Genomic DNA, 229 nt, shown 5'->3' with positions numbered 1-229 from the left:
TACGTGCCAGCCGTAAGATTCAAAACGCTTAGGCGTGTCGTCAGAGAACCAACCTTCAACGTGACCGTCGATAGAGATGCCGTTGTCATCCCAGAATGCGATCAGTTTGCCAAGGCCTAGTGTACCTGCAAGAGAACATGCCTCGTGCGAGATACCTTCCATCAGACAGCCGTCACCCATGAACACGTAAGTGAAGTGGTCAACGATGTCGTGGCCTTCTTTGTTGAAC

1 pseudogene is annotated in these 229 nt (G+C 51.1%); it reads right to left on the bottom strand.

Annotated elements, in window-relative coordinates:
- Nucleotides 1–229: pseudogene (locus VCHENC03_RS17265) on the bottom strand (transketolase); the annotation flags it as partial.

The sequence above is a fragment of the Vibrio sp. HENC-03 genome, from assembly GCF_000305755.2.
In the GTDB taxonomy this organism is placed as follows: domain Bacteria; phylum Pseudomonadota; class Gammaproteobacteria; order Enterobacterales; family Vibrionaceae; genus Vibrio; species Vibrio owensii.
Note: the sequence above shows the minus strand (reverse complement) of the source record. Positions and strands in the feature narration are given on the sequence as shown.